The sequence below is a fragment of the Achromobacter aegrifaciens genome, assembly GCF_902859735.1.
Taxonomy (GTDB): Bacteria; Pseudomonadota; Gammaproteobacteria; order Burkholderiales; family Burkholderiaceae_B; genus Achromobacter; species Achromobacter aegrifaciens.
On the sequence record NZ_CADIJY010000003.1, the window covers coordinates 428,816 to 455,125 of the forward strand.

General features: G+C 66.7%; 20 protein-coding genes. 7 read left to right on the top strand and 13 right to left on the bottom strand.

What is annotated here, in order from left to right:
• Nucleotides 1-46: 46 nt before the first annotated feature.
• Nucleotides 47-667 carry a GntR family transcriptional regulator gene (locus tag HV766_RS12025; RefSeq protein WP_054450425.1) on the top strand — a complete coding sequence of 207 codons (621 nt, stop codon included), beginning with the start codon at nucleotides 47-49 and terminating at the stop codon, nucleotides 665-667.
• A 186-nt stretch (nucleotides 668-853) separates the two neighbouring features.
• Nucleotides 854-2,413, top strand: coding sequence for an ABC transporter substrate-binding protein (locus HV766_RS12030; RefSeq protein WP_082400659.1), 1,560 nt, complete (start codon nucleotides 854-856; stop codon nucleotides 2,411-2,413).
• Between the two features lie 45 nt (nucleotides 2,414-2,458).
• On the opposite strand, the gene HV766_RS12035 is transcribed toward HV766_RS12030, so the two are convergent.
• The 9 genes from HV766_RS12035 to HV766_RS12075 form a co-directional block, all read right to left on the bottom strand.
• Nucleotides 2,459-3,454 carry a Bug family tripartite tricarboxylate transporter substrate binding protein gene (locus HV766_RS12035; protein WP_175181213.1) on the bottom strand — a complete coding sequence of 332 codons (996 nt, stop codon included), beginning with the start codon at nucleotides 3,452-3,454 and terminating at the stop codon, nucleotides 2,459-2,461.
• A 43-nt stretch (nucleotides 3,455-3,497) separates the two neighbouring features.
• Complete coding sequence (locus tag HV766_RS12040) at nucleotides 3,498-4,424, bottom strand: allantoinase PuuE (protein ID WP_175181214.1); 927 nt, start codon at nucleotides 4,422-4,424, stop codon at nucleotides 3,498-3,500.
• A gap of 24 nt (nucleotides 4,425-4,448) precedes the next feature.
• Nucleotides 4,449-4,946 (bottom strand): ureidoglycolate lyase, encoded by a 498-nt coding sequence (locus tag HV766_RS12045; RefSeq protein WP_225588993.1) that lies wholly within the window; start codon nucleotides 4,944-4,946, stop codon nucleotides 4,449-4,451.
• 1 nt (nucleotide 4,947) lies between these two features.
• Nucleotides 4,948-5,586 (bottom strand): GntR family transcriptional regulator, encoded by a 639-nt coding sequence (locus HV766_RS12050; RefSeq protein ID WP_054450430.1) that lies wholly within the window; start codon nucleotides 5,584-5,586, stop codon nucleotides 4,948-4,950.
• A 586-nt stretch (nucleotides 5,587-6,172) separates the two neighbouring features.
• Nucleotides 6,173-7,738, bottom strand: coding sequence for an ABC transporter substrate-binding protein (locus HV766_RS12055; protein ID WP_175181215.1), 1,566 nt, complete (start codon nucleotides 7,736-7,738; stop codon nucleotides 6,173-6,175).
• Nucleotides 7,739-7,774: 36 nt separating this feature from the next.
• Entirely contained in the window at nucleotides 7,775-8,911 is a 1,137-nt protein-coding gene (locus HV766_RS12060) for a C45 family autoproteolytic acyltransferase/hydrolase (protein WP_175181216.1), read from the bottom strand.
• A gap of 126 nt (nucleotides 8,912-9,037) precedes the next feature.
• Nucleotides 9,038-9,802, bottom strand: a complete 765-nt coding sequence (locus tag HV766_RS12065; RefSeq protein ID WP_054450432.1) for a polysaccharide deacetylase family protein — start codon at nucleotides 9,800-9,802, stop codon at nucleotides 9,038-9,040.
• Nucleotides 9,799-10,683 (bottom strand): polysaccharide deacetylase family protein, encoded by an 885-nt coding sequence (locus HV766_RS12070; RefSeq protein ID WP_054450433.1) that lies wholly within the window; start codon nucleotides 10,681-10,683, stop codon nucleotides 9,799-9,801. The genes HV766_RS12065 and HV766_RS12070 overlap by 4 nt, the downstream gene beginning before the upstream one ends.
• A complete protein-coding gene (locus tag HV766_RS12075; RefSeq protein ID WP_054450434.1) occupies nucleotides 10,683-11,696 on the bottom strand; it encodes a Bug family tripartite tricarboxylate transporter substrate binding protein in 1,014 nt (337 codons plus the stop codon). The genes HV766_RS12070 and HV766_RS12075 overlap by 1 nt, the downstream gene beginning before the upstream one ends.
• A 259-nt stretch (nucleotides 11,697-11,955) precedes the next feature.
• Between HV766_RS12075 and HV766_RS12080 the strand changes: the two genes are divergently transcribed.
• Nucleotides 11,956-12,726: an IclR family transcriptional regulator gene (locus tag HV766_RS12080; RefSeq protein ID WP_082400661.1), complete on the top strand. Its 771-nt coding sequence runs from the start codon at nucleotides 11,956-11,958 to the stop codon at nucleotides 12,724-12,726.
• Nucleotides 12,727-12,793: 67 nt separating this feature from the next.
• Here HV766_RS12080 and HV766_RS12085 read toward each other — a convergent pair whose 3' ends face one another.
• From HV766_RS12085 to HV766_RS12095, 3 genes are read right to left on the bottom strand one after another with little or no spacing between them, the layout of a single operon-like run.
• On the bottom strand, nucleotides 12,794-14,239 hold the full coding sequence (locus HV766_RS12085; protein WP_054451308.1) for an efflux transporter outer membrane subunit: 1,446 nt from the start codon (nucleotides 14,237-14,239) through the stop codon (nucleotides 12,794-12,796).
• 2 nt (nucleotides 14,240-14,241) lie between these two features.
• A complete protein-coding gene (locus HV766_RS12090) occupies nucleotides 14,242-17,415 on the bottom strand; it encodes an efflux RND transporter permease subunit (RefSeq protein WP_175181217.1) in 3,174 nt (1,057 codons plus the stop codon).
• A complete protein-coding gene (locus tag HV766_RS12095; RefSeq protein ID WP_082400744.1) occupies nucleotides 17,412-18,506 on the bottom strand; it encodes an efflux RND transporter periplasmic adaptor subunit in 1,095 nt (364 codons plus the stop codon). The genes HV766_RS12090 and HV766_RS12095 overlap by 4 nt, the downstream gene beginning before the upstream one ends.
• Nucleotides 18,507-18,738: 232 nt before the next feature.
• Here HV766_RS12095 and HV766_RS12100 point away from each other — a divergent pair, with 232 nt between their 5' ends.
• Complete coding sequence (locus tag HV766_RS12100; RefSeq protein WP_119449046.1) at nucleotides 18,739-19,362, top strand: TetR/AcrR family transcriptional regulator; 624 nt, start codon at nucleotides 18,739-18,741, stop codon at nucleotides 19,360-19,362.
• 18 nt (nucleotides 19,363-19,380) lie between these two features.
• Here the strand turns inward: HV766_RS12100 and HV766_RS12105 are convergent, their stop codons facing one another.
• Nucleotides 19,381-19,761, bottom strand: a complete 381-nt coding sequence (locus HV766_RS12105; protein ID WP_054450441.1) for a VOC family protein — start codon at nucleotides 19,759-19,761, stop codon at nucleotides 19,381-19,383.
• Nucleotides 19,762-19,908: 147 nt separating this feature from the next.
• On the opposite strand from HV766_RS12105, the gene HV766_RS12110 reads away from it, so the two are divergent.
• From HV766_RS12110 to HV766_RS12120, 3 genes are all read left to right on the top strand, one after another.
• The gene (locus HV766_RS12110) at nucleotides 19,909-21,879 is read left to right on the top strand and encodes a BCCT family transporter (protein ID WP_054450443.1); all 1,971 of its coding nucleotides are present in this window, start codon (nucleotides 19,909-19,911) and stop codon (nucleotides 21,877-21,879) included.
• Between the two features lie 177 nt (nucleotides 21,880-22,056).
• The gene (locus tag HV766_RS12115; protein ID WP_054450445.1) at nucleotides 22,057-23,184 is read left to right on the top strand and encodes an efflux RND transporter periplasmic adaptor subunit; all 1,128 of its coding nucleotides are present in this window, start codon (nucleotides 22,057-22,059) and stop codon (nucleotides 23,182-23,184) included.
• A 16-nt stretch (nucleotides 23,185-23,200) separates the two neighbouring features.
• Complete coding sequence (locus tag HV766_RS12120; protein WP_125473049.1) at nucleotides 23,201-26,305, top strand: MexW/MexI family multidrug efflux RND transporter permease subunit; 3,105 nt, start codon at nucleotides 23,201-23,203, stop codon at nucleotides 26,303-26,305.
• Nucleotides 26,306-26,310: the final 5 nt, after the last annotated feature.

The following is a 26,310-nucleotide window of genomic DNA, read 5'->3' on the forward strand; positions in this document are numbered from 1 at the left end:
TTACGCATAAAATACGCGCTTCGGATTTGATAGACGGGAGTGGTCCATGCCGAAAGCGGCAACGGCGCAACCCGGCCTGGTTGATCGCATCGCCCACGATATACAGGCGGGCGTTTACGGTCCCGGCGCCTGGCTGAAACAGATCGACCTGCAGGAACGCTACGACGCCAAGCGTCTGGACGTCCGGCGGGCGCTAGACCAATTGGCCGCCAAGCGGCTGATCGCGCACATCCCGAACCGGGGCTATCACGTCTATGCCATGGATCCGGACCAGCATCTGCAGATCCGCGACATCCGCATCCTGCTGGAAACGGGCGCGGCGGCGGACCTGATGCCCAACGTCACCGCGGGCAAAGTCAAGGCACTGCGCACCCTGGCCGAACGCTTCGCCAAGCTGTTGCAGGACGGCACGCTGCTGGAACAGTACGAGGTCAACCTGGCTTTCCACGCGGGCATGTACGACATGTGCCGCAATCGCGAACTGGTCGCGCTGATCCACGAAACGCGCGCCCGCGGCCCGGCGGCGCCAGCCAAGGAATGGGTGACGCGTTCACGCATCGAGATCTCCGCGCGCGAGCATTTCGACATGGTGGACGCGCTGGAAGCCCGCGACGTCAAGCGTCTGCAAAAAATCATTGCCCAGCACGTGGGGCAGGACATCTCCTGACGCTGCCAGCGTGTCCCGCGCTGCACGCATGCGGCGGCCTTCGGAAAGAAGGCCGCCGTTTTTCATTCCGGCGGCGTCTTCAGGGATACCCCCGATAGCGGAGCGGCGCATTCCGCTCATAATGGGCAGCTAATTTTGGCGCCAATATATGCGTGAATTTTGCGCCGCACGCCGGGGAGTTTTTGCATGCACCACGTTTTCGTACCTAGAGCGCTCGCGCTCAGCCTGGCGCTGGCCGCCGCCGGTTCGGCCCAGGCCGCGCTGCTGACCATCGCCCAGCCCGCCGACATCCGCTCGACCAACCCCGGCGTCAACCGCGACAACACCACCGACGGCGTGGTGCTCAACATCGTGGAAGGTCTGGTCGGCTACCGCGAGAACGGCACTGTGGGCCCTCTGCTGGCGAAGTCGGTGGACCTGTCGGAAGACGGCCTGACCTACACCTTCAAGCTGCGCGACGGCGTCAAGTTTCACAACGGCGCCGCGCTGACCTCGGCCGACGTGATCTGGAGCTGGCAGCGCTACATGGATCCCAAGACGGACTGGCGCTGCCGCAGCGACTTCGACGGCCGCAACGGCCTGAAAGTGACGGACGTGTCCGCGCCCGACGCGCAGACCGTGGTGATGAAGGTGGACCGAAAGTCGGCCGTGTTCCTGGATTCGCTGGCCCGCACCGATTGCGGCATGACCGCCATCATCTCCAAGGATTCGGTCGCGGCCGACGGTTCCTGGATCAAGCCGGTGGGCACCGGCCCCTACATGTTCAAGGACTGGAAGCGCGGCGAATACACCTTGCTGACGGCCTACAAGGACTACGTCTCGCCCGCCGGCGACAAACCGGACGGCTACGTGGGGTCCAAGCGTCCGCTGGCCGACGAGGTCAAATTCCTGGTGGTGCCGGATCCTTCCACTTCGAAGGCAGGCCTGCTGTCGGGCGCGATCGACGCCGCGCAGATCACCAACACCGACGTGGGCGAACTGAAGAACGCCAAGAACCTGACGGTGTTCAGCCCGCATGACGCGGTCAAGCACGTGCTGCTGTTCCAGACCGAGGATCCGGTCCTGAAGAATGTGAAGATCCGCCAGGCCATCGCCGCCTCGCTGGATATTCCGCAGGTCGTGGCCGCCGCCTCCGAAGGCCTGGGCCAGCTGAACAATTCCGCCGTCTACGCGGGGTCGGCCTATTACAAGGACGCGGAAAAGCGCGGCTACAAATACGATCCGGCCCGGGCGCAGCAATTGCTGAAGGAAGCCGGCTACAAGGGCGAGCCCGTGGTCATCTACGCCAACAAGCGCGCCCACGTACCGAGCTATCAAGTCGCGGTGATCGCCCAGGCCATGATGCAGGCGGTGGGCATCAACGCCAAGATCGAGGTGCTGGAATGGGCCACGCAGCTGGACCGCTACAACACCGGCAAGTACCAGATCAGCTCGTTCTCGTTCTCTTCGCGCCTGGATCCGTCGCTGAGCTTCGAGCAATTTTCGGGCGACAAGGCCAAGCAGCCGCGCAAGGTCTGGGATGACCCGGCGGCGCAGAAGCTGATCGATGAGAGCTTCCTCGAATCCGATCCGGCCAGGCGCCAGGCGCTGTTCGACCAGCTGCACGCCCTGATGCTGGAACAGACCCCCATGCTGATGCTGTACAACGGCGCGGATGCATGGGCATCCAGCAAGCGCGTGGAAGGATTCTCGGTCTGGGAAGGCAAGCCGCGGGCCTGGGAAACCAAGGTCCGCGACGGCAAGTAAGACGCTTGACGGCGCCGGGCCGCGAGTGCGGCCCGGCCTGAATCGCTAGTCGAGCTTCACGCCCGCCTGCTTGATCACCGCGGCCCAATCGCGCACTTCACTGCCCAGGAACGCACTCAGCTCGGCCTGCGTGGACGGCGCCAGGATCAGGCCCTCGTCGGCAAAACGCTTGCGCAGCTCGGCGTTGGTCAGCACCTTCTCCAGCGCCGGTTGCAGGCGCTGCACCACTTCCGCCGGCACGCCTGCGGGCGCCATCAGGCTGTACCAAGTGGTGGCTTCCAGTCCCTTCACGCCTTGCGATGCGGCGGTCGTGACTTCGGGCAGGGCGGGCGACTTCTCGATACCCGTCACCGCCGCGGCGCCGACCCGGCCGCCCTTGTACTGCGGCAGCATCTCCACCACCTGCGTCACGCCCATGCTCAACTCGCCCGAGGCCACCGCCAGCAGCACGGGCGCGCTGCCCTTGTAGGGCACGTGCACCAGTTTCCCGCCCGTGGCCAGGTTCAGTACTTCGCCGGTCAGGTGGGTGATGCTGCCCGCGCCGGAAGAGCCGAAGGTCAGCTTGCCCGGATCCTTGTTCGCCAGGGCGATCAGCTCGGGCAGGTTCTTCGCCTGCAGGCCCGGATTGACCGCGAATACCAGCGGGCTCTTGCCCACCAGCGTGATCGGCGTGAAGTCCTTGACCGGGTCGTAGTTCAGGTTCGGATACAGGCTGGGCGCGATGGCCAGCGTGGACACGTTGCCCAGCAGCAGCGTGTAGCCGTCGGGCTCCGCTCGCGCCACCGCATTGGTGCCGATGGTGCCGCCCGCGCCGGCGCGGTTTTCCACGATGACCTGCTTGCCCAGCGTGTCGTTCAACTGCTGCGACAGAGCACGCGCCAGGGTGTCGGCCGCGCCGCCGGGCGGGAAGGGCACGACGATGCGGATCGGTTTGCTGGGATAGGCCTCGGCTTGCGCCGCCGGGCTCAGGCCCAGCGCCAGCAACCCGGCCAGGGCCGTGGCCAGCAGGCCGCGGCGATTGATTTTCTGGTACTTCGACATGCTGCTCTCCTGATGAGAAAACGTGGGCGATGCAGAAAATGAATCAGCGCGCGGCGTCCTGGGCGGCCGGATGGTGCGCATGCCAGTGGCGCGCGATGTCGGCGCGCCGGCAGACCCAGACGTCGCCGTGCGCCGCCACGTGGTCCAGGAAGCGCGCCAGGCCCGCCGCGCGGCCCGGCTGGCCGACCAGGCGCAGATGCAGCCCCACGGACATCATCTTGGGAGCCGTGGCGCCTTCCTCGTACAGCATGTCGAACGCGTCGCGCAGGTACTCGAACAGGTCCTGCCCCGTGGCCATGCCGCCGCGGATGAACTTGGCGTCGTTGTTGGCCAGGCCGTAGGGCACCAGCAGATGAGGCTTGCCGGCAACTTCGGTCCAGTAGGGCAGCTCGTCGTTGTAGGTGTCGGAGTCGTAGAGAAAACCGCCTTCCTCGGCCAGCAGGGCGCGGGTGTTCAGGCTGGGGCCGTAGCGGCAATACCAGCCCAGCGGCCGCGAGCCCACCGTGCGGGTGATCGATTCCACGGTGCGGCGGATGCGCTCGCGTTCCTCTTCCAGCGTCAGGTTCTGGTGCCGTTCCCAGCGCCAGCCGTGTGCGCACACGTCATAGCCCGCCGCCTTGATGGCCTCGCAGACTTCCGGATTGCGTTCCAGCGCCAGGCCGCAGCCCAGTATCGTGGCCGCCATGCCGCGCGCCTGCAGCAGCCGGTGCACGCGCCAGAAGCCGATCCGGCTGCCATACTCGAACATCGACTCGGCCGCCAGGTCCCGCCCGGCGAAGCCGCCCGCGCCGCCCTCGGTCAGTCCGGTTTCGGATTCAGCGTCGCCGTCCGGCACCGAAGGCTCGCCGCCTTCCTCGTAGTTGATGCAGAGATTCAACGCCAGGCGCGCGCCGCCCGGCCAACGGGGATCGGGCGGGTTGGCGCCGTAGCCGACGAAATCGCGGCGCAAGTGGGGATGATCGGTAGTCATAGCGGGCTAGCCATCGGGATAGAGTCAATCGGAAATCGAAACCAGGGCGTGCGGAGCCGGAGCCTGCCAGAACTCGTCGTCATCGCCGCGGCCGGTCTGGCCCATCAGGACCAGGAACTCCGCCGGCCCCCGCAGCACGGTCAGGCCGTGATGCCAGGCGCCCACGCGGTAGCACACGCCCTGGCTGCCGGTTGCGAGAAACGCTTCCAGCCGCGCCATGTCGGGCAGGTCGTCGGCCCCGGTAGGCGCCACCACCACCAGATAGGGCGAGTCCGTCAGCGGCACGAAACTCTGCGCCGCGTAGCGGTGGCGCTCCATCAGCCGGATCTCCACCGGCCCGGGCGGCGCCGCCTGCACCCGGCTGACCCAGCTGGCGTGCCGCACAACTTCGGGGCTGTGCCGCATGGGCTCGGTCAGATGGTGACGGCGCTCCGCGCCCTGGTGCGCGATCACTTCGCCATAAGGCGCGAAGGCCTCCGGCGTGAGCGGCCGCGGGCGGATCACGAGCGGGGAGACATCCATGTCACGCGCCATGGCTCAGATACCCCAGCGAATTCACGTAGCTGCGCCGCACGTTCTCCAGATGCGCCGCCATCGCCTGCCGCGCCCGGGTCGATTCCCCCGACAGCAGCGCTTCCACAATCGCCAGATGTTCTTCCCGCGCCTGCACCTGCCGCTGCGGCAGCCGCTCCACATCGCACATCCGCACCTGCCGCCGCGTCGCCGTGATCATCGTCGCCAGATTCCGGTTGCCGCAATACGCCGCCACCAGATCGTGCAGCGCGTTATCGACCTCCCAATCCGACTTCTCGTCCGGCGTCTTCGCATCCAGCAAAGCCTGCAGCCGCGCCCGCAGCCCTTCCAACGGCTCCGCCGGAATCCGCCCGGTCGCCATCGCCGCGGCTTCGCTCTCCAGCAGGCTGCGGATCTGTAGCAGCTCCAGCAGGTCCGTCACGCCAAACGAGCGCACCACGATGGACCCGTTGGACAGCCGCTCCAGCATCCCTTCACCCAACAACCGGTTCATGGCCGCGCGCAAAGGCGTGCGCGACACCTCCAGCTCATCCGCCAGTCGGCGTTCCTCCAACACTTCCCCCGCCGGAATCCGGCGCGAAACGATCTGGTCCAGCAGGGTTTGATAGGTGCGTTGCGTAGCGTTCATGTGTATTGCAGCGTAAGAAAAAGGCGCGGACGGCAGAGACTCCGAGTTGCCGTCCGGCGCAATGGACGAGAAGGTACCCCACTGGTATCCCAAAGAGATACCAGTAGTATCCCTAATAGGCCGGACTGATGCTGCCAGCCAATCTGAGAGGAGTGAGACGGGGAGAAGAAGAAAAAAGCGGAGGGAAAACTGCGGGGAGAGGAAACTGCGAGTAGGGAAAAAACAAGACCCACGCCAGCGCGCCAGCGCACACCGCCCCGACGCCCCACCACCACGTAAGCTGCTTGCGGCCGCCTGCGCGGCCGCAAGCGGCGGGCCCCGCAAACCTCGCCACTACCCACGGGTCTAACCGCGCAGCGAACCAAGAAACTCGTAGCCCGGCGGCGCGGGCCCTGAGGCTGCGAGCAACCTCGATGCGCCCGAGGGAATCGGAAGGAGCCGCCGCAGGCGGTGACGACGATGACGACGGGGCAGTCCGGAGCGAACGCTCCGGACCGCAATCGTGGGCGCGAGCAGCCTCAGGGCCCGCGCCGCCGGGCGACCTACGAAGACAACGAAGGCACCAACAAAGACAACAAAACCAACATCAAGGCGCCGAAACCCGCTCCACCTCCCAAGCCCGCGGCTTCTTGACCGCCCAAGGCTGATACCCCCTGATATCCGCCCGATAAGCCCCAATATCCAACCCGTTATACAAAGGAATACTAGGCACATCCGCCAGGAACAGCCTATGCAGCTGATCAAACGAAGCCTGCCGCTTCGCATGATCCGTATCCGACGACGCCGCCTCGATCAGCTTCAGCGCCTGCGGATTGTCCCAGACCTTGCGCGGCTGCTTCGCCTTGTCCCCCGTCACCATCTCGTAGTTCAGCGCCGCATCCAGCCGCGCCGAATAGGGGAACGTCATCATCTGGTAAGTGCCCGCGTTATAGCGGTCCAGCTGCGTCGCCCATTCCACCACCGACAACTGCGCCTTGATCCCCACCGCCTGCAGCATCGCCTGGATGATCACCGCCGAGTTGTACGACTGCGGATAGCGCTTGGTCGTCAGGATCGTCAGATCCTGCCCCTTGTAGCCCGCTTCGCCCAGCAGCTTCTGCGCCAGCGCCGGATCGTAGTTCCAGCCCTGCTTCTGCGCCGCGTCATAGTAGGGCGACACCAGCGGCACGATCGAATTGTTGGGCTGAGCCAGGCCTTCCGTCACCGCCGCCGCCAGTTGCTGGTAATCGATCGCGTGCGCCAGCGCCTGCCGCATCTTCGGATTGGCCAGCACCGGATCCTTGGTCTGCATCAGCAATGCCGTCATGCTCATCACCGGCGCATGCGCCACCTTGACGTTCGGCGTGCCTTGCAGCACCGGCACGTCGCTATTGGACACGTCCTCGATGATGTCGATGTTGCCGCGCTGCAGGGCCGCCTTGGCGGTGGAATCGTCCGGCACGATCAGGAAGCGCACCTCGTCCACCAGCGGCCGTTTCGATCCCGTATAACCGTCACGCTTGCCGTCCAGGTTCGAATAGCCCGCGAACTTCGTCAGCCGCACGTACTCGCCGCGCTTCCATTCCGCCAATTCGAACGGCCCGGTGCCGATGGGCTTGTCCCAGGAACCGTCCGCCCGCACCGAATCCTTGGACAGGATGCCAGTGCCGCCGCAGTCGGCGCGCGCCAGCGTCGCCAGGAACAGGCTGCTGGGCTTTTCGATGTGGTAGACCACGGTCTGCGCGTCCGGCGCTTCCACGCCCGTCACCTTGACCGTGCCGCGCCCGTCGAACTCGCTGGCGCAACGCCAGCCCGAATTGGCCGCGGTGTAATGCTGCCAGGTCCACAGCACGTCGGCCGACGTCATCGGCTTGCCGTTGTGGAACTTGATGCCTTCGCGCAGCTTGAAGGTATAGGTCTTGCCGTCCGGGCTGATATCCACCGACTTGGCCAGCAGCGGCCGCACCTCGGCGTCCTCGCCGTAGGCCACCAGGCCCTCGACGATGTGCAGCACCACCGCATCGCTGTTGCTGTCGCGGTTCACGCCGGGTTCGGTGGAGCGGATATCGGCCGTGAACGAAATGCGCAGCGGCGGGGCGGATTGCGCCCAGGCCGCGCCGGCCATGGAGCCCAGCGCCAGCGCAACCGCGGCGCTCAACAAATGGTTTTTCATCGATACGTTTTCCTGGGGTTGCGCGGGCGCGCCGCTTCAGGCGGCAGCCAGCAGTTCGGGTTCGGCGGTCAGGCTGTAGCGGGTGAAACTGCGGTTCAGCGCCGGCAGCGGCGCCACTTCCATCAGGCCGGCCTCGGGCTCCATGATCACCATCGCCACCGTGGCCGACAGATTGTCGTGGCTGCCGGGGCGCGGCGGACGGCACACGGAATAGGGCGCGCCGAAGTCATCGAACAGCGCGCGCTTCAAGTCTTCGCGCGTCAGCTTGGATTCCTCGTTCAGCAGGCGGCGCACGCGCCAGTCGCGGTAAGCGCTTTCCGGCGTGCTGGCGCGGCCCGTGTCGCGCAGCTTGCTCAGGGCCACTTCGCTGACCCAGTGGTTGGCGTGGACGATGAGATCGTCGCTGCCCGGGTAGATGGGGAAGGCTTCATCGGTGGTGCATTCGTAGTCGACGCCGAAGCCCGCCGCCATGCCGATCATGATGTTGTTCGAGCAGGACTTGGGCGTGGTCGCCACCGCCTTGATCGCCAGCGCGAAGTGTTCCTGTTCCAGCACCTTGCGGCGGATCAACGAAAGCGGCACGCCCAGCTGGCGGAAGTCGCGGTCGGACTCCAGGTAGTTGGCGGTGATCGAGACGCCGGCGCTGTTCAGGCCGCTGCGCGCCAGTCCGCCCGCTTCGACGAAGGTCAGCATGTCGGGGCCGTTGTCGTTGTGCACGCGCAGCACGATGGCGGTCTCGGCGCATTCCGCGCGCCAGTCCCAGTTCTGGCCATGGATCAGGCGGCCGTTGGCCGAGCGGGTCGGCAGGATCAGCGCGCCGGTGCAGCCGTCGCCCGGCTCCAATTCGGCGGCCTTCTTCTTCTCGGCGCGGGCCTTGGCGATGACTTCGGTGCGCGCGTTCACCATCACGATGTCTTCGAAAGGCACGTCGGCGCCCGCGGCGATACCGCGCATTTCTTCCAGGTAGTGCGGCGCGAAGTTCTCGATCTCGCGGGCGAAGCCATTGATCAGCTGGGTGCGCGCCATGGCGTCATAGCCCAGGTCGACCAGGGTCTGGCCGTACATCTTGGCGCTCTTGCGCACGCGGTCGGCGGCTTGCTGGCCATACGAGCGGCCGCGGGCCTCGGGCGCGCCCGAAACCGATACGAAGGGAAATTGGGTGATCTGGGTCATGGACTTGGGCGGCGCGCCGCGCCGCAATCTGGGGGTGGGAATTGGATGGCGAAAAAATGTTAGCTTATTTTGGCGCCAATATTGCTCAGGGTTTACCAGTGCAAGCACGCCATGGGCGTCTTGCGTTCAGCGCGTATGGGGGGAGGCGGCCAGCTCGGAGCAGGTCTTGAAGCTGGCGCCTGCGGTGCGGAAGCGCTCCAGCAATTGCTCGACTTTCACCAACCTGGCCGCGCGGCCGACGCCGTTGTCGGCGCGCGGATGCAGGGTCAGGCAGGCATAACCATCGGTCGCCAGCAGCGCATCGCCTTGCTCCACCCAGTGCGCATAGGCACGGTCCTGCGTCACGCGGCGGCTGAAATGGGTGGCGTCGCACAGGCCTTCGCTCCAGGGCAGCTCCACCATGCCGGGGCCGCCGTCCGCGTCCAGCGCGTAGGGGGCGTCGTCGTCGATGGCGCTGCTGTCGTAGCGATAGCCGAGCTGGTGCAGCAGCGGCACGGTATTGGCGGTAAACGCGCTGGCATAGCGAAAGCCTTGCGGGGCGGAGCCGGTCAGTTCGGCCAGCCGGTCGCGGGCCCGTTCCAGCACTTCGCCTTCGCGCTCGCCCAGCGCGGGCAGGTCTTCGTAGGCATTGCCGTGCGAGGCGGCCTCGTGGCCGTCGCGCAGGCTCTGCTCCAGCAGGCCGCGGCAGCGTTCGGCTTCGAATACCGGCCAGAACAGCGTGGCGCGGATGTCCTGGCGGCGCAGCATGTCCAGCACGCGCGCCAGGCCGCCGCCGTAGGTGTAGCGGCCATGCGCGTCGCGCCCGTGCAGCGAGGTTTCGGGCTGGGTCGCGGCTTCGGGGCCGATGCCCTGCACATTGATGGTGACCAGTACGGTTTTGTCGGCGCTCATGCGCTTCTCCAGGCGTCGGGGCGGGCCAGGCAGTGCCGCGCCAGCGCTTCCAGCGTCATGACGTGCACATCGGGTTGTGCGGCCAGATAGGCCAGGAAGCGGTCCAGCGCCGCGGCGCGGGCCGGCGTGCCGGAGCCGCCGGCGGCCTTGGGGTGTACGGTCAGGTGCACATAGCCTTCGGCTGCGCGCAGCGCCTCGAATTCCTGCACCCAGTTGTCATAGGCTTCCGCGGCGAGGCTGTGGCCCGAGAAGTAGAACGGATAGTCGTCGAGCGAGACCGTGTTGTTCGGCAGCATGATGAAGTCCGTCGTATCCGCCGGCAGGTAGGGACGGTCCTGGTCCTTTTCGCTGGCGTCGTAGCAGTAACCCAGCCGCCGCAGCGCGGGCAGGGTGCGATGGCTCTTGCGGCCCGAGGGCGAGCACCAGCCCGCGGGCGTTACGCCCAGCTCGCGCTGGATGATGCGGTGGGTCTTTTCCAGCAGCGCGGGCTCGTCATCGCCCAGGTCCCAGGCTTCGTGCAGATAGCCGTGGGCGGCGATCTCGTGGCCCGCGTCCAGGATGTCGTGGAAGGTCGCCGGATAGTGCTCGACGTCATAGCCGCAGGCAAAGAACGTGGCCGGCATGCCGTGGCGCGCCAGGATCTCCAGATGCCGCGCCACGCCGCGGCGGATGGCATAGCGGCCCGCGGTGTGGGGACCGGCCGGGAACTGCTTGCGGCCGACCTCGACGGCGGGGCCGTCGACGTGGACGGTGACGCAGACCACCGCGCGCACCGGCGCGGCGCCCGCGGCGCGCAGGCCCTGCGCGCGCAGCTCGCGGTCCAGCGCCAGCCAGGGATTGGAGTGGGCGTCCACGGGGACGCCATAGGGTATGCGTTGCATCAGGTGGCCTTGATGTTGGCGCTCTTGATCAGCGTGCGCCACTTTTCGCTTTCGGTGGCGACGAAACGGCTCAGTTCTTGCGGGGTGCTGCCGTGCAGCTCCAGCCCGTTCTGCGTCAATTGCTCCAGGGCGGGCTGCTTGAGCGCGCTTTGCACGGCGCCATTGAGCGTCTGGATGATGGCGGCGGACGTGCCCGCGGGCGCGAACACGCCGTTCCAGCCTATGGCCTGATAGCCGGGAAAGCCCGATTCCGCCACGGTCGGCACGTCGGGCAGCGCCTGCGCGCGCTGCGCCGAGGTCACGGCCAGCGGGCGCGACTTGCCGCCGCGGATGAATTGCTGCTGGTTGATCACCACATCCATCAGGATCGGGAACTGTCCGCCCAGGAAGTCGTTGACCGCGGCTGCCGCGCCCTTGTACGGCACGCCGGGCAGGTCCAGGCCGGCCGTGGCCTTGAGCAGTTCCATGGCCAGGTGCGCAGAGCTGCCGTTCTGCGTGATGCCATAGAAGTACTTGCCCGGATTGGCCTTGATGATGGCGACCAACTCCTGCAGCGTGCGCGCCGGAAACGACGGATGCACCACCAGCACGTTGTTGTAGTAGCAGACCATGGACACCGGTTCGAAGTCCTTGACCGGGTCATAGCCGATGTTCTCGTACAGGCTCTGGTTCACCGTGTGCGTACCGGTGGAGCCCAGCGCGATGGTGTAGCCGTCCGGCGCCGAACGCGCGGCCTGCTGGGTACCGATGTTGCCTGCGGCGCCACCCTTGTTGATGACGACCACGCTTTGTTTGAGCGCTTCGCCGATGCCCTGGGCCAGCGGACGCGCCACCAGGTCGGTGCCGCCGCCAGCGGGGAAGGGCACGATGAACTGGATGGCGCGTTCGGCCGGATAGCCGGCCGCCCAGGCGCGGCCGGGCCGCGCCAGCGCCGCGCTGGCCAAGGTGGCGGCCGAAGCCCCCAGGAAATGCCGGCGGCTGATGCCGCCCTTGGTGCCGCAAGACTGCTTCATGGATTTTCCCCTGATGTTTTCCGCAGGTGCAGTGGCGTGTTGGACGTCAATCTGCCCATTGCTTGAATATCATTATTCGATAAAAAATTATCTAATCCAATTAGTTTTTATCTATAAATGATAAAAAATAGAAAAACGATAGTTTGCGTCTGGAGGGAAATCAGGGTCTGGTAGTCAGCGCCTATGGCCCAGGCGCGCCGCGGGCATCCCTGTGATACGCTGCGCCCGATCCCGCGTTGTTCCCCGTCCCACGACCGCCATGTCCACCCTGAAGCGAGCCCTAGCGATACTTGACCTCTTCAGCCTGGAAACCCCGGTGCTGTCGGCGGAAGAGATCATTTCGCGCCTGTCGTATTCGGCGCCCACGGGCTACCGCTACATCCGCGACCTGACGGACCTGGGCTATCTGCTGCGCGTGACCGGCGAAGGCTACAAGCTGGGGCCGCGCATCATCGAACTGGACCACCTCATCATCGACGGCGATCCGGTGCTGGGCGTGGCGCGTCCGATCATGCGCGAGGTGGTGGATCAGGTGGGCGGCGACGTATTGCTCAGCGTGATCCACGGCCTGCGCATCCTGAACATCCACCACGAGCGCGGACCCGACGAACTGGGTATTCCGCACGGCCGCGGCCGCGCCCATCCGCTGTTCCGCGGCGCCACGGCCAAGACCATCGTGGCTTTCCTGCCGCGCAAGGATCAGCGCCGCCTGTACGAGGCCCATGCGGACGAGATCCGCGACCTGGGCCTGGGGGCGACGCAGGCCGAATTCACCGGCAAGCTGGACCGGATCCGGGTGCAGGGTTTTTATCTGGGAGTGGGCGAGATCTCGCCAGAACGGGCGGGCATCGCGGTGCCGGTGTTCCAGGAAGACCGGCGCGTGTTCGGCGCGCTGACCGTCACCTTTCTTGCGGCTCGGCTCAACACTATCGCGCAGGACAAGACCACGGCCTTGCTGCAGTCGGCCGCCCGCCGCATCGAATCGCTGGCGCTGGCCACGCGCATGAAGGAACAAGCCCCCGCGCCGTGAGCGCGAGGGTTTGCTTGCCGATCCGCCGCGGCCATGGCCGCGTGTCGCCGGATGTGGCCGGATGCGCCTATTGCTGCGCGGCGCGGGCCGGCGACCCCATGGCCTGGAACAGCGCCGCCGTTTCGGTCAGGCGCGCATTGGCGTATTCGATCTCGCGCAGGCGGGCCGCCACGTAGTGCTGCTCGGCGGCGTACTCGGTATATGGCGCCAGCGCGCCCAGCCGCACGCGGCTGGCGGTGTTGCGGTAGGACTGCTCCGCGGCGCGGCGCGACGCTTCGGCGGAGGCCAGCGCCTGCCCGTCGGCGTCCAGCCGCGACAACGTGTCGGCCACGTCGCGGAAGGCGGTCAGCACGGTCTGCTTGTATTGCAGCAACGCGGCTTCGTAGCGTTCCTTGGCCGCGCTGCGCTCGGCCAGTAGCGCCCCGCCATGGAAGATAGGCTGCGTGAGCGAAGCGCCGATGGCCCAGACGGCGCCGGCGCCCGACATCGCAGCGGGCCAATTGAAGCCGCTCTTGCCCATGGACGCGGACAAGGACAGGCTGGGGAACAGCTGCGCGGTGGCCAAGCCCACGTCGGCCGCCGCGGCCTGCACCACCGCATCGGCGAACAGGATGTCCGGGCGCGCGGCCAGCAGTTCGGACGGCACCACCACCGGCACTTGTTGCGGCACGGCCAGCATGCTGAAGGCGAGATCGGGCGGAGCCTGGTCCGGATTGCGGCCCAGCAGCACCGCCAGCGCATGGCGCGTCGCATGCCAGCGCGCGCGCAGGCCGGGTAGCGACGCTTCCAGCGTGGCGGCGTCCTGGTCCGCGTCCAGCGCGTCGTTCTGCGAGGCCGAGCCCAGCTCGTAGCGGCGCTGCGTGTCGCGCGCGACCTGCCGCGCCAGCACCACCTGCTTCTCCGTCAACGCCACGCGTTCGGCCAGCGCCGCAGCAGTGATGGCGCCTGTGACGATGTTGCTGGCGAGCGAACGGCGGGCCGACTCCAGCTGAAAGGCCTGCTGCTCGACCTGGGCCGCGAGCGAGGCGTTGGCAAAACGCGCCGCGCCGAACAGGTCCAGGTCGTACTTGGCGTGGACCTGGCCGGTGAAGACGTTGTATTGCGCCGTCGGTTCGGGCAGGTTCGGCATGGTCAGCGCGCGCCGGCGGGAGGCATCGGCGCCCGCGTCGACCGAAGGCAGTAACGATGAATTCACCTGGCCGCGCAGCTGTTCGCGCGCGCCGGCCAGGTTGCGTTCGGCGGCGGCAAGGTCCGGGCTGTTGGCGAGACCTTCGGCCACCAGCGCGTTCAGCGCCTCTGATTCATAGCGCTTCCACCATTCGGGCACGGGCCGCGCGCCTTGCTCGAAGCGCTGCGCAACGCCCTGGGCGGCGGCGCTCGCGGGGGGCGTGGCTTCGACGCCGTACTGCGCCGGTTGCGCGACCGCGGGCGGCTTGCTGCTGGGCGCGAAGGCGCAGGCGCCCAGCGCCAGCATCAAGGGCAGGGCGGCCACGCGCAAGGAAAGTTGGGTCATCGTCATGCTCCCCGTTCCACCGTGTCGCCGGCGTTGGCGCCCGGCGGCACGCCTTCGGGTTCGTCGCGCTCGTCGTGGCGGACGCGGAACCACGCGGCATACAGGGCCGGCAGGAAGAACAGCGTCAGCACGGTGGCGATGGTGATGCCGCCCATCAGGGCGGTGGCCATGGGGCCGAAGAAGTTGCTGCGCAACAGCGGAATCAGCGCCAGCACGGCGGCCGCGGCCGTCAGCGTGATCGGGCGGAAACGCCGCACCGTGGCGCCGACGATGGCGTCCACGCGCTTGTGGCCGGCGCCGATGTCCTGTTCGATCTGATCCACCAGGATGACCGAATTGCGCATGATGATGCCGAACATGGCGATCACGCCCAGCATGGCCACGAAGCCGAAGGGCTTGCCGAACAGCAGCAACGCCGCGACCACGCCTATCAGCCCCAGCGGCGCGGTCAGCACCACCATCAGCACGCGGGCGAAGCTTTGCAGCTGCAGCATCAGCAGGGTCAGCACGGCCACCGCCATCAGCGGCATCTGGGCATTGATCGAGGACTGGCCTTTTGCGCTTTCTTCCACCGGGCCGCCCACCTCGATGCGGTAGCCGACGGGCAACCCGGCGCGCAGGGTGTTGAGCTTGGCATCGATGGCGCGGGTGACGTCTATGCCTTGCGCGCCCGCCGCGACGTCCGCCTGCACCGTGATGGTGGGCTGGCGGTCGCGTTCCCAGATGACGCCATAGTCCAGGTCATAGCGCACGTGGCCCAGGCTGCCCAGCGGCACCGCGCCGTTGGGCGTGGGCATGGCCAGGGTGGCCAGGCGCGCGGGATCGATCCGCTCCTCTTGCGGCGCGCGCAGGCTCACGGTGATCAGCTTGTCGCGTTCGCGGTATTGCGTGACCGCGTAGCCCGACAGTGTCATGGCCAGGAAGTCCGAGATATCGCTGGAACTGACGCCCAGCTCGCGCGCCTTTTGCTGGTCGATCTCGAAGCGCACCGAACGTTCGGACGGTTCGTCCCAGTCGAACTGCACATTGGTCGAGCGCGGATCGGCGCGGACCTCGGCGGCCACTTGCTCGGCCACGGCGCGCACGTCGGCGATCCTGTCGCCGCTCACGCGGAACTGCACCTGGAAGCCCACGGGCGGGCCGTTCTCCAGGCGCGACAGGCGGCTGCGTATGGCCGGGAACTGCTCGCGCAGCACCGGCTGCAACCATTGCGCGAGCTTCTCGCGGTCCTCCACCGAATGCGTGGTGATGACCAGCTGGGCAAAGTTCGGGGTGGCGAGCTGCTGGTCCAGCGGCAGGTAGAAGCGCGGTGCGCCGGTGCCAACGAAGCTGACCGAGTGATCGATTTCCGGACGGCCCTCCAGCGCCTTTTCCAGCCGCTCAACCTGGCGCAGCGTAGCCGCGAACGAGGCGCCTTCCTGCAGGCGCACGTCCACCAGCAGTTCGCTGCGGTCGGAACTGGGGAAGAACTGTTGTGGCACGAAGCGGAAGCAGGCCATGGACACGACGAAGATCAGCGCCGTGGCGCCCAGCACCAGGTAGCGGCGGTCCACGCACCAGCCCACCCAGCCGCGCAGGCGCTGATAAAAGCGGGTGTTGTAGATGTCGTGTTCGTGGTCGTCGGGCAGATGGGCTTCGCGCTTGCGTTCCGGCAGCATGCGGTAGCCCAGCAAAGGGATCAGCACCACGGCGGCGAACCACGAGGTGATCAGCGCGATGGCGGACACCTGGAAGATGGAACGGGTGTATTCGCCCGTGCTGGACTTGGCCAGCGCGATCGGCAGGAAGCCCGCCACCGTGACCAGCGTGCCGGTCAGCATGGGAAAGGCAGTGCTGGTGTAGGCGAATGCAGCGGCGCGCGCGCGGCTCCAGCCCTGTTCAAGCTTTACCGCCATCATCTCGACCGCGATGATGGCGTCGTCCACCAGCAGGCCCAGCGCCAGCACCAGCGTGCCCAGCGATACCTTGTGCAGGCCGATGCCGAACATGTCCATGAACAGCGCCGTGACCGCCAGCACCACCGGGATCGAGATGACCACCACCATGCCGGTGCGCAGGCCCAGGGATACCAGGCTCACCGCCAGCACGATGGCCACGGCTTCGGCCACGGAGCGCAGGAAGTCGTCGACCGAATGCGATACCGCCTTGGGCATGCTGGAGACTTCCTTCAGCGTCAGCCCGGCGGGCAACTGGGCCTGGAGTTCCTCGAACTTGGCGCTCAAAGCCTTGCCCAGATGGACCACGTCGCGCCCCGGCTGCATGGTGATGCCTATGCCCAGTACGGCGTTGCCGCCCAGCCGCATCTGCTCGATGGCCGGATCCTGGTAGCCGCGGCGGATGGTGGCGATGTCGCCCAGCCGGATCGATTTGCCGTTGACCCGGATCAGCGTGTCGGCCAGGACGCGGCTGTTGGCGTACTGGCCGCTGGGCCGCACGAAGATGCGGTCGTCGGCGGTGGTCAGCGTGCCCGCGCTCGTCACGGCGTTCTGGCTGTTGATGGCCTGGGCGATCTGCTGCGGCGACACGCCCAGCCGCGTGAGCTGGGTGTTGGAGATCTCGACGTAGATGTGCTCAGGCTGATCGCCGAAGTAGTCCACCTTGGCCACGCCCGGCACGCGCAGCAGCACGGTGCGCAGCCGGTCGGCGTAGTCATGCAGCTGCGCGGGCGAAAAGCCGTCGCCCTGCAGCGTGTAGATGTTGGTATAGACGTCGCCGAATTCGTCGTTGAAGAAGGGGCCTTGCACGCCCGGTGGCAGCGTGGCTGCGATGTCGCCGACCTTCTTGCGCACCTGGTACCACTGTTCGGCCACGGTGCTGGCGGGCGCGGAGTCCTTCATGGTGTAGAAGATCAGCGATTCGCCCGGCCGCGAGTAGCTGCGCATGAAGTCCGTGTTGGGGGCTTCCTGCAGCTTCTTGGCGATGCGGTCGGTGACCTGCTCCTGCACCTGCTGCGCAGTGGCGCCGGGCCATAGCGTCTTGATGACCATGACGCGGAAGGTGAAAGGCGGATCTTCCGATTGCGCCAGCTTCGAGTACGACAGGACGCCGAAGAGCGTGATCAGCGTGATGATGAAGATGACCAGCGGCTGGTGCCGCAGCGCCCATGCCGACAGGTTGAACCGGCCTTCCTCGTGGCGAGGCGCCTGCACGGAAGCGTCATGCTGCGGGCCGCTCATGAGGCGAAATCCTCGGGATGCAGCGGCGGCACGGCGCGGACTTTCTCGCCGGCGGCCACCGCGTGCACGCCTTGCCAGACCACGCGTTCGCCCGCCTGCAGGCCCTTGGACAGGGTGACGGTGCGGGCGTCGTAGCGCAGCACCTCGACGCGGCGCAGCTCCAGCGTGTCGGCGTCCGGCTTGACGATCCACACGGCGGGCGCGGGGCCGTCATGGAACAGCGCGGTGGCCGGCACGGTGTAGGTCGTCAGGTTTTCGCCGGAGCGGTTGTCGAAGCTGATATTGGCCGTCATGCCCAGGCGCACGTCCGGGGTCGGGGATTCCAGCGTGAGCTTGGCGCGATAGGTGCGGCTTTGCGGATCCGCGGCCGGCGCGATCTCGCGCAGCACCGCGGAGAACGTCTGGCCGGGCAGCGGGCCGAGCGTGACGCTGGCGCGTTGGCCGATGGCCAGGCCCGCCAGCACGCTTTCCGGCACGTCGCAGATGGCGTCGATGTCGCCGGACCAGGCCAGGCTGTAGACCGGTTCGCCGGCGGCCACGTTCTGTCCGGTGTCCGCCTGCTCCGCGGTGATGACGCCAGCATGGTCGGCCTGCAACGTGGTGTATTTGAGCTGGTCGGCCGCCAACGCTGCCTGCTGTTGAGCTTGGTCGCGTTGCGCCAATGCCGCGGCGTAGGCGTTGCGGGTCTGTTCCAGCTGGGTCGCGGCGATCAGGTTTTCGCGGGCTTGGGCGCGGTCGCGGTCCAGCTGCTGGCGCGCGTAGTCCAGCTGGTGCTGGGCCGCCGACAGCTGTGCGCGGGCGCTGGCCGCGTTCTTGGCGGCGTCGGCCGGATCCAGTTTGGCGACGATCTGCCCGGGGGTGACGGCATCGCCCAGCCGGACCTGGCGCTCGATGATCTTGCCATTGACCCGGAACGACAGCGGGGTGCTGTAGCGCGCCTGCACTTCGCCAGGCAGCGTCCAGGCCGGCAGGCGTTCATCGGCCTGGGCGGGCATGGCGACCACAGGGCGCGGCGCGGGCGGCGGCGCTTCATTGCGGCCGCAGGCAGCGAGCAGCAGAGCGAGTGACGCGGCGGCAGGCAGCGACCACAGGCGCGGCCAATGGCGGGAGCGGTTGGAGGGTGAAAGCGGCGCCGCAGAGGCGGCCGCGGCGGCGCGCGCGGCAAAGCGCGCGGCAGGGCCAGGGCAAGTCACGGAACACCTCGCGGCGCGGAGATTCGGGAATAAGGGCCGGTTTCGACCCGATACGGCCTGGATTCTAATACAGGTATGAATTCGAATTCAATATTGAATCTGAAATGCTCCCCAGTGCTAAACTCCCGCCATGTCAAAAGTCCGCCTTACGCGAGAGCAAAGCCGTGACCAGACGCGCCAGCGTCTGCTCGACGCTGCGCAATCGATCTTTCTTGCCAAGGGATTCGTGGCTGCCAGCGTGGAGGACATCGCCGAGCAGGCGGGGTACACGCGCGGGGCCTTTTATTCCAACTTCACCAGCAAGTCCGAACTGTTCCTGCAACTGCTCAGGCGCGATCACGAGAGCGTGATGAGCGACATGCGCGCCATCTTCGAGGACGGCGAATCGCGTCCGCAGATGGAAGCCCGCGTGCTGGAGTACTACTCCACGCATTACCGCGAGAACGACTGTTTCCTGCTGTGGATGGAAGGCAAGTTGCAGGCGGCGCGCGATCCGGATTTCCGGGCTGGCTTCGTGGCTTGCATGCGGGAATTGCGCGAAGCCACCACGGAGTACATCCGCCAGTTTTCTGCGCGGGTCGGCACGCCGCTACGCATGCCGCCGGAACAGATGGCACTGGGCCTGCTGGCCCTGTCGGACGGCATGCAGTTCAGCTATGCCTTCGACCCGCAGGCCGTCACGCCGGAAATGACCGAGGCCGTGCTGGCCGGTTTCTTCCGCAGCGTGGTCTTCGGCGAACCGAAGACCGACTAAGGCGGCCGGTTCCCGGCCTCAGGCCAGCAATTCCGAGATTTCGATGAGATTCAGGTCCGGGTCGCGCAGGTAGACCGAGCGGATCTTGCCGGTGGCGCCAGTGCGCGGCACGGGGCCTTCGATGATCCGGGCGCCTTCGCGGTTCAGATGCGCGATCACGTCTTCCAGCGGGCGATCGGCGATGAAGCACAGGTCCAGCGCGCCCGGTACGGGCAGGTGGGCCTTGGGTTCGAACTCATGGCCGCGCACGTGCAGGTTGATCTTCTGGTTGCCGAAGCGCAGCGCCTGGCGGCCTTCGCCAAAGGTTTCCAGGCGCATGCCCAGGATCCGGGTATAGAAGTCCACCGTGGCGTCGGGGTCGGTACAGGTCAGGACCAGATGGTCCAGGTGATCGATCATGGGATATCTCTCCTCTGGCCGGCCCGGCTTGCGGTTTCAGATTGTCAGACGGCCTTAGGCCGTGATAGTAATACTTGCGGCGCGCGGCCGGACTGAGGGGGGACGCGTGCTGGGAATTTCCAACCCTCGGGCGAAAGGAGCGGCAGCATGACTTCAGAAACCCGACCATCCACCATCAATCGCCCAGTGTTCTTTCCGGCGGCCGTGTTCACGCTGCTGCTGGTGGGGTTCGCGATCCTGGCGCCCAAGGTCGCGCAAAGCCTGTTCGAGTCCGTGCAGGGCTGGATATTGGGCAACGCCAGCTGGTTCTATATCCTGGTCGTGGCCATCATCCTGATCGCGGTGGTATTCCTGGCGGTCAGCCGGTATGGCGACATCAAGCTGGGACCCGACCACAGCGAACCCGATTACCGCAACTTCACCTGGTTCGCGATGCTGTTCTCCGCGGGCATGGGGATCGGCCTGATGTTCTTCGGCGTGGCCGAGCCCGTGATGCACTTCATCGCGCCGCCCGTGGGCGAGGGGGGCACCGCCCTTGCGGCCCGTGAAGCCATGAAGATCACATTCTTCCACTGGGGCCTGCATGCCTGGGCCATCTACGCGGTGGTGGCGCTGATCCTGGCATTCTTCAGCTATCGGCACGGGCTGCCGCTGACCCTGCGTTCGGCGCTGTATCCGCTGATCGGCAACCGCATCCACGGGCCCATCGGGCATGCCGTCGACATCTTCGCCATCATCGGCACGGTGCTGGGCGTGGCGACTTCGCTGGGCCTGGGCGTGGCGCAGATCAACAGCGGCCTGAACCATCTGTTCGGCATTCCGGTGGGCGTGACCACGCAGATCATCCTGGTCATCGTCACCTGCGGCCTGGCGACCTTGTCGGTGGCCAGCGGCCTGGACAAGGGGATCCGCATCCTGTCCGAGACCAATCTGGTGCTGGCGGCGGTGCTGCTGCTGTTCGTGCTGGTGGTCGGCCCGACGGTGTTCCTGTTTCAGACCTTTGTTCAGAACACCGGCGCCTACCTGTCTGACATCGTCAACAAGACCTTCAACCTGTATGCCTACGAACCCACCGACTGGATCGGCGGCTGGACGCTGTTCTACTGGGGCTGGTGGATTGCGTGGTCGCCCTTTGTGGGCCTGTTCATCGCGCGCATCTCGCGCGGCCGCACCATCCGCGAATTCGTCACCGGCGTGCTGCTGGTGCCGGCCGGCTTCACGCTGTTCTGGATGACGGTGTTCGGCGATACCGCCATCCACATGATCCTGGTCGACAAGGTGCAGGGCCTGGCGGAAGTGGTGCAGGCCGATTCTTCCTTGGCGCTGTTCGCCTTCCTGGAACAATTGCCCTGGAGCGGGGTGCTGTCCGTCGTCGCGATCGCGATGGTGGCGGTGTTCTTCGTGACCTCGGCCGACTCGGGCGCGCTGGTGGTCGACCTGCTGGCCTCCGGCGGTTCGGACCGCACGCCCGTGTGGCAACGCATCTTCTGGTCGGTGCTGATGGGGGCGGTGGCGATCGCGCTGCTGCTGGCCGATGGCCTCACGGCCCTGCAAACCGCGACCATCGCCAGCGCGCTGCCTTTCTCCATCATTCTGCTGCTGTCGCTGTGGGGCCTGTTCAAGGCGCTCAAGCTGGACGCGACCAAGCGCGGCATCCGCTACCAGTCGCTGACCTTGTCACGCCCCGCGCGCGGCGGACAGTCATGGGAGCGGCGCCTGCGCAACATGGTCATGATGCCGCGCCGCGCCCATGTGCAGCGCTTCATCAGCGACGTGGTGCGGCCCGCCATGGAAGACGTGGCGGACGAACTGCGCAAGCAGGGCTACCAGGTGGAAGTGCGCGAGCACGGCAACGACGAGGGCGTGATCATGGAAGTCTCCCATGGCGAGCACCTGGACTTTTCCTACGCGGTGCAGCCCGAGGCTTTCGTGCGTCCCAGTCTCACGCCCGAGGAAGCGGCCGACGAGGACGAGCGCAAGTACTTCCGCGCCGAGGTCCACCTGCGCGAAGGCGGGCAGGATTACGACATCATGGGCTGGAGCCGCGACGCCGTCATCGGCGACATCCTGGACCAGTACGAACGGCATCGCCACTATCTGCACATGGTGCGGACCTAGCCGCGTTGCGCTCCACGAAACCGCCAGCCTGCTGGCGGTTTTTTTTTGCCCACACGGCCCGCAGGGGCTTGCGCGCCATAGTCCGCCGCTATGCAGGGGATTGGATTAACCCTTTTGACGAAATGCCCGATATCGTGGATTATCCAAGAACATTCTTTGATAAATAGCGAGTCAATCATGAAGGCGAAATCAGGAGCGTGGGCGGCTGGGGTCGTGGCGCTGGCGCTGGCGGGCGGCGGACTGTACTGGAAGTACGGCGGCGCGCAGCAAAAGGGCGGCTGGGCCATGGCGCCGGCCAAGGTCGCGGTGGCCGCCGCGCGGCAGGCGGACTTCCCTGTCACGCTGAGCGGCATCGGCTCGCTGGAGGCGGCGCGCCAGGTGCAGGTAGCGGCCGAAGTGGACGGCCGGGTCGACCGTATCCTGTTCGCCTCGGGCGCGCAGGTCCAGGCCGGCCAGTTGCTGGTGCAATTGAACGACGCGCCCGAGCAGGGCGAACTGGCCCGGCTGCAGGCCCAGGCGCGCAATGCGCGCGCCTTGCTGGACCGCACCCGCCGCCTGCTGCCGCAACAGGCCGCCACGCGCGAACAACTGGACCAGGCGCAGGCCGACTACGACCAGGCCGCGGGCGACATCAAGCGCGTGCAGGCCTTGATCGAGCAAAAGCGCATCAAAGCGCCGTTTGACGGCGTGCTGGGCGTGCGCCGCGTGAACCTGGGGCAATTCGCTCGCGCCGGCGATCCGCTGGTATCGCTGACCGACGCTTCCGCCATGTACGCCAACATCACCCTGCCCGAGCAGGCCATGGGCGCGTTGCGCGCGGGCCAGCCGGTGGCGGTGACCGTGGACGCCCATGCGGGACGCGTCTTCGAAGGTCAGATCACCACTGTGGAGCCGCAAGTGGACGCAGGGTCGCGCACCGTGCGCGTGCAGGCGACCCTGCCGAACGCCGACGGCGCGCTCGCGGCCGGCATGTATGCCCAGGGCCAGATCGGCCTGCCCGCGCGTCCCGGCGTGATCACCGTGCCGGAAACCGCGGTCAGTTACAGCGCCTATGGCGATTCCGTCTACGTGCTGAACCCGCCCAAGGCGGGCGAGGCGTCCGCCGGCCCGACGGTCCGCCAGGCCTATGTGAAGACGGCCGAGCGCGTGCGCGGCCGCGTGGTCGTGACCGAAGGCTTGCAGGCGGGCGACCAGGTCGTGACCTCAGGCCAGCTGCGCCTGCACAACGGCGCGGCGGTCGAGGTTGGCGCCGAGGACACCGTGGCGTTGGACGCCGCGCAGCAGACCGTGGCGCAAGTCCGGTAAGGGCGCGGAGCAGAACATGAAATTCACCGATCTCTTCGTGCGCCGGCCAGTGCTGGCGCTGGTGGTCAGCACGCTGATCCTGCTGCTGGGCATCAAGGCCCTGAGCGGCCTGCCGGTGCGGCAGTATCCGCTGACCGAAAGCACCACCATCACCATCACCACCCAGTATCCGGGCGCTTCGCCCGACCTCATGCAAGGCTTCGTCACCCAGCCCATCGCGCAGTCCGTGGCCACGGTGGAAGGCATCGACTACCTGTCGTCTTCCTCCACGCAGGGCCGCAGCGTGATCACGGTACGGATGAAGCTGAACGCCGACTCCAACAAGGCCATGACGGAGGTGATGGCCAAGGTCAACGAGGTCAAGTACCGCCTGCCGCAGGACGTCTACGACCCCGTGCTGGTCAAGTCCGCCGGCGAGGCGACCGCCGTGGCCTATGTCGGCTTTTCCAGCAGCACCTTGTCGCTGGCGTCCCTGACGGATTATCTGTCGCGCGTGGTGCAGCCGCAGCTCTCGTCCATCGACGGCGTGGCCAGCGTGGAACTCTACGGCGGGCAAAAACTGGCCATGAGGGTGTGGCTGGACCCGAACCGGATGGCGGCGCGCGGCATTTCCGCGGGCGAACTGGCCGACGCGCTGCGCGACAACAACGTGCAGGCGGCGCCGGGGCAGGCCAAGGGCCTGTACGTGGTGTCCAACATCCAGGTCAACACGGACCTGGTCAACGTCGCGGAATTCCGCGACATGGTGGTCAAGCGCGAGGGCGACGCGATCGTGCGCCTGGGCGACGTGGCCACGGTGGAACTGGGCGCGGCATCCACCGATTCCAGCGGCCTGATGGACGGCGAGCCGGCGGTGTACTTCGGCCTTAACGCCACGCCGGTGGGCAATCCGCTGGTGATCGTCAAACGCCTGAACGAGTTGCTGCCCAACATCAAGCAGAACCTGCCGCCCGGCACCAGCGTACAGGTGCCGTTCGAGCTGGCCCGCTTCATCAGCGCTTCCATCGATGGCGTGGTGCATACGCTGATCGAGGCCATCGCCATCGTGGTGGTGGTGATCTTCCTGTGCCTGGGTTCCTTGCGCGCCGTGCTGATTCCGGTGCTGACCATTCCCCTGTCCATGCTGGGCGGGGCTGCCATCATGGCGCTGTTCGGCTTCAGCGTGAACCTGCTGACCTTGCTGGCCATGGTGCTGGCTATCGGCCTGGTGGTGGACGACGCCATCGTGGTCGTGGAAAACGTGCACCGCCACATCGAAGAGGGCAAGTCGCCGGTGCGCGCGGCCCTCATCGGCGCGCGCGAAGTGGCGGGGCCTGTGATCGCGATGACCATCACGCTGGCCGCGGTCTACGCGCCGATCGGCCTGATGGGCGGGCTTACTGGTTCGCTCTTCAAGGAGTTCGCCTTCACCCTGGCCGGGTCCGTGGTCGTGTCGGGCGTCATCGCGCTGACCTTGTCGCCCGTGATGAGCTCGTTCCTGCTCAACAGCCGGGTCTCCGAGGGCTGGATGGCGCGCCGCGCCGAGCATTTCTTCGGACGCCTGGGCGATGCCTATGGCCGCGTGCTGGACGTCTCGCTGCATCACCGATGGGTGACCGGGCTGATTGCCGTGGCGGTACTGGCGAGCCTGCCGTTCCTCTACAACGCCGCGCAGCGCGAGCTGGCGCCGGTCGAAGACCAGTCGACAGTGCTGACCGCGATCAAGTCGCCGCAGCACGCCAATATCGACTACGTGGAGAAATTCGGCCGCAAGTGGGACGACGTCATGAAGACCCTGCCGGAACAGCAGGGGCGCTGGCTGATCAACGGTTCCGACGGCGTCTCCAACAGCATCGGCGGCGTGGACTTCGTGCCTTGGGAAAAGCGCGAGCGTTCGGCCGACCAGATCCAGGCCGACATGCAGGCCATGGTGAACCAGGTCGAGGGCAGCAATATCTTCGCCTTCCAGCTGCCGTCCCTGCCGGGCTCCACCGGCGGGCTGCCGGTACAGATGGTCATCATGAGCGCGTCCGACTATCCGGTGGTCTATGAGGCCATGGAGGGCCTGAAGAAGGCGGCGCGTGAAAGCGGCTTGTTCATGGTGGTCGACAGCGACCTGGACTACAACAATCCGGTGGTGCAACTGAAGGTGGACCGCGCCAAGGCCAACAGCCTGGGCGTCACCATGAAGGCCATCGGCGACACGCTGGCCGTGCTGGTGGGCGAGAACTACGTGAACCGCTTCGGCATGGACGGCCGTTCCTACGACGTTATTCCGCAGAGCCTGCGCGAACAGCGTATTTCGCCGGAGTCGCTGGCGCGCTACTACGTCAAGAGCGCCAGCGGCGCGCAGGTGCCGCTGTCCAACCTTGTGACCGTGTCCATGGGGGTGGAGCCCAACAAGCTGACGCAGTTCAACCAGCTCAACGCGGCCACCTTCCAGGCCATCCCGATGCCGGGCGTGACCATGGGCGATGCGGTGCAGTTCCTGACCCGGCAAGCCCAGTTCCTGCCTGCGGGCTTCAGCTACGACTGGCAGTCGGATGCGCGCCAGTACAGCCAGGAAGGCTCGGCGCTGATGATCACCTTCATCTTCGCCATCATCGTGATCTACCTGGTGCTGGCGGCGCAATACGAGAGCCTGCGCGACCCCTTCATCATCCTGGTGAGCGTGCCCATGTCGATCTGCGGCGCGCTGATACCGCTGGCGCTGGGCATGGCTACCGTCAACATCTATACCCAGATCGGGCTGGTGACGCTGATCGGCCTGATCAGCAAGCACGGCATCCTGATGGTGGAGTTCGCCAATGAAATGCAGGTCAGCCACGGGCTGGACCGGCGCACCGCGATGGAGCAGGCCGCCCGCATCCGGCTGCGTCCCATCCTGATGACGACCGCCGCCATGGTCATGGGCTTGATCCCGTTGCTGTTCGCCAGCGGCGCGGGCGCGCACAGCCGCTACAGCCTGGGCCTGGTCATCGTGGTGGGCCTGCTGGTGGGCACGCTGTTTACGTTGTTCGTGCTGCCCACCGTCTACACCGTATTCGCCCGGGATCACCGCGCAGCGCACGACACGCCGCGCGCCCGGGAACTGGCGCTGGCCCAGGCCGAGGACGCCGCGGCGCCCGGCGCCTCCGCCTAGCCGAA